General features: G+C 60.6%; 1 protein-coding gene and 1 pseudogene. Both read left to right on the top strand.

The features are described from left to right. A pseudogene (locus tag DQW91_RS17120) lies at positions 1 to 4387 on the top strand (hypothetical protein); the annotation flags it as partial. Between the two features lie 68 nt (positions 4388 to 4455). Then, positions 4456 to 7272, top strand: a 2817-nt coding sequence (locus DQW91_RS16310) for an Ig-like domain-containing protein (RefSeq protein ID WP_157961491.1), incomplete at its 3' end; no start/stop codon positions are given.

Here is a 7272-nt window from a genome sequence, read left to right as displayed (position 1 = left end):
CGGCAACGGCTTGGACAACGTGCTGACAGGCCATGCGGGCGCCAACTCGCTGGACGGCGGCTCAGGGGCCGACACGCTCATCGGCGGCGGCGGTAACGACACCTTCGAGGGCGGCCTTGGCGCGGACAGCATGGTCGGCGGCACGGGCAACGACATCTACTACGTTGACGATGCGGGCGACACGATCACCGATGCGGGCGGTCGCGATAAGGTGGTCACGACGATCAGCTACACGCTGGGAGCGGGTCTCGAGGATGCGGAGGTGCGCTCGAGCGTGGCGGCGGGGACGCGGGTCGATCTGACCGGCAACGGCTCGGACAACGTGCTGACGGGCCATGCCGGCGCCAACTCGCTCGACGGCGGGGCGGGCAACGACACGCTCATCGGCAACGGCGGCAACGACACCTTCGAGGGTGGGCTCGGTGCCGACAGTATGGTCGGCGGCACGGGCAACGACACCTACTACGTTGACGATGCCGGCGACACGATCACCGATGCGGGCGGTCGCGATAAGGTGGTCACGACGATCAGCTACACGCTGGGCGCCGGCCTCGAGGATGCCGAGGTGCGTTCGAGCGTGGCGGCGGGGACGCGGGTCGACCTGACCGGCAACGGCTCGGACAACGTGCTGACGGGCCATGCCGGAGCGAACTCGCTCGACGGCGGGGCGGGCAACGACACGCTCATCGGTAACGGCGGCAACGACACCTTCGAGGGTGGTCTTGGCGCGGACAGCATGGTCGGCGGCACGGGCAACGACACCTATTATGTGGACGATGCCGGCGATACGATCACGGATGCGGGCGGTCGCGACAAGGTGGTCACGACGATCAGCTACACGCTGGGCGCCGGCCTTGAGGACGCCGAGGTGCGCTCGAGCGTGGCGACGGGCACGCGGGTCGACCTGACCGGCAACGGCTCGGACAACGTGCTGACGGGTCATGCTGGCGACAACTCGCTGGACGGCGGAGCCGGCGACGACACGCTCATCGGCGGTGGCGGCAACGACACGCTCAATGGCGGCCTCGGTGTCGACTCCCTGGTTGGTGGTAAAGGCGACGATGTCTATTACGTGAGCGGAAACGACACGATCGTCGAAGCTGACGGTGAAGGTGATGACACGATCTACGCCAGCGATGACTACACACTCGGTGCGAATGTGTATGTCGAGACCATCATCCTTGAGGGGGATGCCGGCGGCGGAATTGAACTCCACGGAAACCAGCTCGACAACACGATTATCTCCAATAATGGCGGCAACCTCTTATTCGGCGAAGGCGGCAATGACAGCCTGAGAGGTGGTGACGGAGCGGATACGCTCGACGGTGGAAGTGGCAACGATACGCTTGATGGTGGAGGCGGAGCGGACGACCTGCGAGGAGGTGATGGCGACGATACCTATTATATCGATATGGACGACACCGTTACCGATACGGGCGGTAAGGACACGGTGATCGTTACGGCACCCGGCACATACACGCTTGGAGTCGGAATCGAGAATGGGAAGGTCGGCTCGCAGGCCGGAGCGGTTTATCTGATCGGCAACGGGGCCGATAATGAACTCACCGGCAGTAATGCCTCCAACACCCTGGATGGCGGCGACGGCAACGATACGATCTACGGCGGTGGTGGTGACGATCACCTCGAAGGCGGTAGTGGTAACGACGTCCTCGATGGCGGGATCGGCAATGATACGCTTTACGGCGGAGCCGGTAACGACAAGCTCGATGGCGGCATCAATGATGACGTTCTGATCGGCGGCGGCGGCGACAACACGCTGATCGGCGGCAGTGGCAACGACACGCTGAAGGCGGGCGTCGGGCACAATACGCTATCCGGCGGTATTGGCGACGACGTCTATTATGTCGGCGCAGGCGACAACGTGGAAGTGGACGACGGCGGGAACGATACCGCCTACGTCCTCGGTTATACCTTTAACGGCGATGCAGCCGCTCTCAATGACTACGTTAATAAGCTGAAGAACGAGAAGGGGATCGAGACCGTCATTGTCATTGATGGTATTGTCGAAACTGGTGATGACGACGACGAAACGCTCGAAGGCTCGGAAGGTAACGACACTCTCGATGGCGGAAGAGGGAACGATGTCATCAATGGTTATGGCGGTCACGATCTTCTGATTGGCGGTGCCGACAACGACACCATCAATGCTGGCGAAGGAACCGACTCCCTCAGTGGCGGCGCCGGAAACGACATCCTAAACGGCGATGGTGGCAATGACTCCCTCGATGGTGGCGATAACAACGACGTTCTGAACGGCGGCAGCGGCGACGACACGCTTGAAGGCGGTGCTGGGGATGACACCCTCGCCGGTGGCGACGGTAATGACGTCTATTACATCCGCGATGCGGGCGATATTATCGTTGAGAGCACCGATCTCTCCGGCGGAGACGACAAGGTCTACGTCTTTGCTAACAGCTTCACGCTGCAGGATGGTGTTGGCGTCGAGTGGCTCGAGGTCGGCCAGAACGTCACTTCCGGCGTCTCGATCACGGGCAACAGCCTGGCCAACACGATCGTCGGCGGGGTTGGCAATGACATCCTCAATGGCGGTGCCGGCAACGATTCCCTCAATGGCGGCGATGGCAGCGACGTACTGAACGGCGGCAGCGACGACGACACGCTGGATGGCGGGGCCGGAGACGACATTCTCACCGGCGGGGACGGCAATGACGTCTACTACATCCGCGATATGGGCGACGTTATCGTCGAGAGCACGGATCTCTCCGGCGGAACCGATCGAGCCTATATCTTCACAAGCAGCTTCGAACTGCAGAACAGCGCTGGTGTCGAATGGCTCGAGGTCGGTGAAGGGGTCACCTTCGGCGTCTCGATCACGGGCAACAACCTGAACAACTCCATTATTGGTGGTCAGGGCAATGACACGCTCAAGGGTGGTGACGGCGACGATCTTCTCCAGGGCAACGACGGAGACGACACTCTGGAGGGCGGTGCCGGCAATGACATCCTCATGGGCGGCGCAGGTGCGGACCATCTGGTCGGCGGCGAAGGTAACGATACCTACTATATCGATGCAAACGACACTGTCGTCGATAACGGCGGTACTCGAGACGCCGTCTATATCATGGCGTCTGGCACGTATTCCCTTGCGGAGGGGATCGAGATCGCGCGGATTAACGGCAGTTATGCGAACGTTCATGTGATCGGCAACAGCGCCGCAAATTCCCTCATCGGCAATGACGCGGCCGACACGCTTGAAGGCGGCGGCGGTAATGACACGATCTCCGGCGGCGACGGCAACGACACGCTTCGCGGCGGGGCTGATGACGATTGGCTTTATGGTGGGAACAATGACGATCTACTCGAGGGTGGTGTCGGTTCGGACACTCTGATCGGCGGGGCTGGTCACGACACCCTGATCGGCGGGGCAGATGCTCCGAACCGGCTCGAGGGTGGCGCGGGCAACGACATCTACATCATCCGTAACAAGGGCGATGTGGTTGTTGAGGATCACGATGCACAAGTCGGCGGGGAAGATACCGCCTACATCTACACCGTGGACTTCGCCTCGGCCGCGGAGCGCGATGCCTACAGGGACACGCTCTTGGCCAACGGCATCGAGCATGTGATCGTGGATGATGGTGGGATCTTGAACGGGCCTCCGACAAACATTCAGTTCTCGGACACTTTCGTCCGTGAGCATCTTGGCGTGGGGCTCAATGTCGGCCGATTGTCAGCAGAGGATCCCGATGGGGATGCCTTGACCTATGAACTCATCGATAATGCCAATGGCGCCATCTATCTTGATGGCGTGGATATCAAAGTAAAAGATCACACCAAGATCGACTTCGAGCAATCGGAGACGCGTGACTTTACGTTTACTGTCCGAGTTTCGGATGGAAAGGGTGGCGTTGTTGAAAAGTCCTTCACGGTCGCCATCGAGAACATTCTAACAGAACGTGTGACAGGTACTGCCGATGACAACGTCATTCGTGGCGGCGGCGGAAAAGACCGTCTCGATGGTGCCGATGGGAACGATACCTTGTCTGGCGGAACTGAGGCGGACCGGTTGACCGGTGGCGCGGGGAACGATGTTTTCCTCTTCGACTCTCGTCTTTCAACCACTAATGTCGATACGATCGTCGACTTTGATGTCGCTGCAGATAAGATTCATCTTGCAAGGTCGATTTTCACGTCCTTCGCCGAAGGTGAAGCCAGCAAGCCGCTTAGCTCCGCAGCCTTCGTGCTTGGAACCGCAGCGAATGATGCAGATGATCGCATCATCTACGACCAGGCAACCGGAATGCTGTTCTACGACAGCGACGGTAGCGGCAGCGCGGCAGCGCGGCATTTTGCAACTCTCAGCAACAAACCAACCCTGACCAGCGACTGCTTCTTTGTGGTCTGAGGTCCCAAACGAGAGCGGCTCCATGCCAGCTGCGTCTCCCGATATGAGATTTTAAAAGGAAGTCCAAGATGCCCCAGAATCTAACCATTCAAGCCGTTTCGACGGATGGTGGCCGACAGATCGGTAATTTTGCTGTTGGTATTAACGAAAATATCGTGACCGGCACAAAAATTGGAAAACTCGTAGGCATCGACGTCCCGAGTACAAATTTCACCATTGTTGCTGAGAATGATTATAGTGGGCGCTTTGGAATACTAAAGGAGGGCAATGAATACTTCTTGGTTGCCCTTAACGGGGGCAATACAAATTTCGATTTCGAGGACCCTGCCTATGAAGGGTACTTCGATCAAATTACGTTCAAGTTCTACAATGGTGCGACACTAATGCATCAAGCTGTCGTAGACGTCGAACTTAACGACCTTATCGAAGGGCCTGCCAACACGGCGCCGCCGGCTCCGTCGGGCAGCGTGAACATCGACGAGCGTTCTGGGAACAGCACGCTTGTTCACACCCTGGCGCTAAAGGACAGCGACGGGCAGACAATTGGCTACACGTTCCAGAACGCCCAGGCGGGTTCGAACGGGCTGATCAGTGCGGACGGCAAGTTCAAGATCGTGAACAACACGATCGTCGTGAACGGGACGCTGGCCGATGTGACGGCGGACGTGACCGCCGGCTATGCGGTCGTCGCCAATGACGGTTCGGGGGCGGCGAACGCGTTGGCCACCGGCACGGTTACCATCACGGTCAAGAACGTCAACCGCGCACCGGCGACGCCGTCGGGCAGCGTGAACATCGACGAGCGCTCGGGTAACAACACGCTTGTTCATACCCTGGCAGCGACGGATGGTGACGGCCAGACGATCACCTATACGTTCCAGAACGCCCAGGCGGGCTCGAACGGGCTGATCAGCGCGGACGGCAAGTTCAAGATCGTGAACAACACGATCGTCGTGAACGGGACGCTGGCCGATGTGACGACGGACGTGACCACTGGCTATGCGGTCATCGCCAACGACGGTTCGGGCACGGCGAACGCCACGGCGACCGGCACGGTCAACATCACGGTCAAGAACGTCAATCTGGCGCCGACGACCCCGTCGGGCAGCGTGAACATCAACGAGGGCTCGGGGAACAACACGCTGGCCCACACCCTGGCGGCGACGGATGCCGACGGCCAGACGATCACCTATACATTCCAGAGCGCCCAGGCTGGCTCGAATGGCCTGATCAGCGCGGACGGCAAGTTCAAGATTGTGAATAACACGATCGTCGTGAACGGGACGCTTGCCGATGTGACGGCGGATGTGACCACTGGCTACGCGGTCATCGCCAACGACGGCTCGGGGGCGGCGAACGCCACGGCCACCGGCACGGTTACCATCACGGTCAAGAACACGACAGCGCCCAACACGGCGCCGCCAGCTCCGTCGGGCAACGTGAATATCGACGAGCGCTCAGGGAACAACACGCAGGTTCATATTCTGGCGGCGACGGATGCCGACGGGCAGACGATCACCTACACGTTCCAGAACGCCCAGGCGGGCTCGAACGGGCTGATCAGCGCGGACGGCAAGTTCAAGATCGTGAACAACACGATCGTCGTGAACGGAACTCTCGCCGATGTGACGGCGGACGCGACCGCCGGCTATGCGGTCGTTGCCAACGACGGTTCGGGCACGGCGAACGCCACGGCGACCGGCACGGTCAACATCACGGTCAAGAACGTCAATCTGGCGCCGACGACCCCGTCGGGCAGCGTGAACATCAACGAGGGCTCGGGGAACAACACGCTGGTCCACACCCTGGCGGCGACGGATGCCGACGGGCAGACGATCACCTATACGTTCCAGAGCGCCCAGGCTGGCTCGAGCGGGCTGATCAGCGCGGACGGCAAGTTCAAGATCGTGAACAACACGATCGTGGTGAACGGGACGCTCGCCGATGTGACGGCGGATGTGACCACTGGCTATGCGGTCATCGCCAATGACGGTTCGGGCGCGGCGAACGCCACGGCCACCGGCACGGTCACCATCACAGTCAAGAACACGACAGTGGCCAACACGCCGCCGCCGGCTCCGTCGGGCAACGTGAACATCAATGAGGGCTCGGGGAACAACGCACTGGTTCATACCCTGGCAGCGACGGATGGTGACGGTCAGACGATCACCTATACGTTCCAGAGCGCTCAGGCAGGTTCGAACGGCCAGATCAGCGCGGACGGCAAGTTCAGGATCGTGAACAACACGATCGTCGTGAACGGGACGCTTGCGGATGTGTCGGCGGACGTGACCGCCGGCTATGCGGTCGTCGCCAACGACGGTTCCGGCGCGGCGAACGCCACGGCCACCGGCACGGTCAACATCACGGTCAAGAACGTCAATCTGGCGCCGCCGGCTCCGTCGGGCAACGTGAACATCAATGAGGGCTCGGGGAACAACGCACTGGTTCATACCCTGGCGGCGACGGATGGTGACGGTCAGACGATCACCTATACGTTCCAGAGCGCTCAGGCAGGTTCGAACGGCCAGATCAGCGCGGACGGCAAGTTCAGGATCGTGAACAACACGATCGTCGTGAACGGGACGCTCGCGGATGTGTCGGCGGACGTGACCGCCGGCTATGCGGTTGTCGCCAACGACGGCTCGGGAGCGGCGAACGCCACGGCCACCGGCACGGTCAACATCACGGTCAAGAACGTCAATCTGGCGCCGCCGGCTCCGTCGGGCAACGTGAACATCAATGAGGGCTCGGGGAACAACGCACTGGTTCATACCCTGGCGGCGACGGATGGTGACGGTCAGACGATCACCTATACGTTCCAGAGCGCTCAGGCAGGTTCGAACGGCCAGATCAGCGCGGACGGCAAGTTCAGGATCGTGAAC

It is taken from the genome of Microvirga flavescens (assembly GCF_003290125.1).
GTDB lineage: Bacteria > Pseudomonadota > Alphaproteobacteria > Rhizobiales > Beijerinckiaceae > Microvirga > Microvirga flavescens.
The sequence above is the reverse complement of the archived record's forward strand: the minus strand, read 5'-3'. Positions and strand labels throughout refer to the sequence as shown.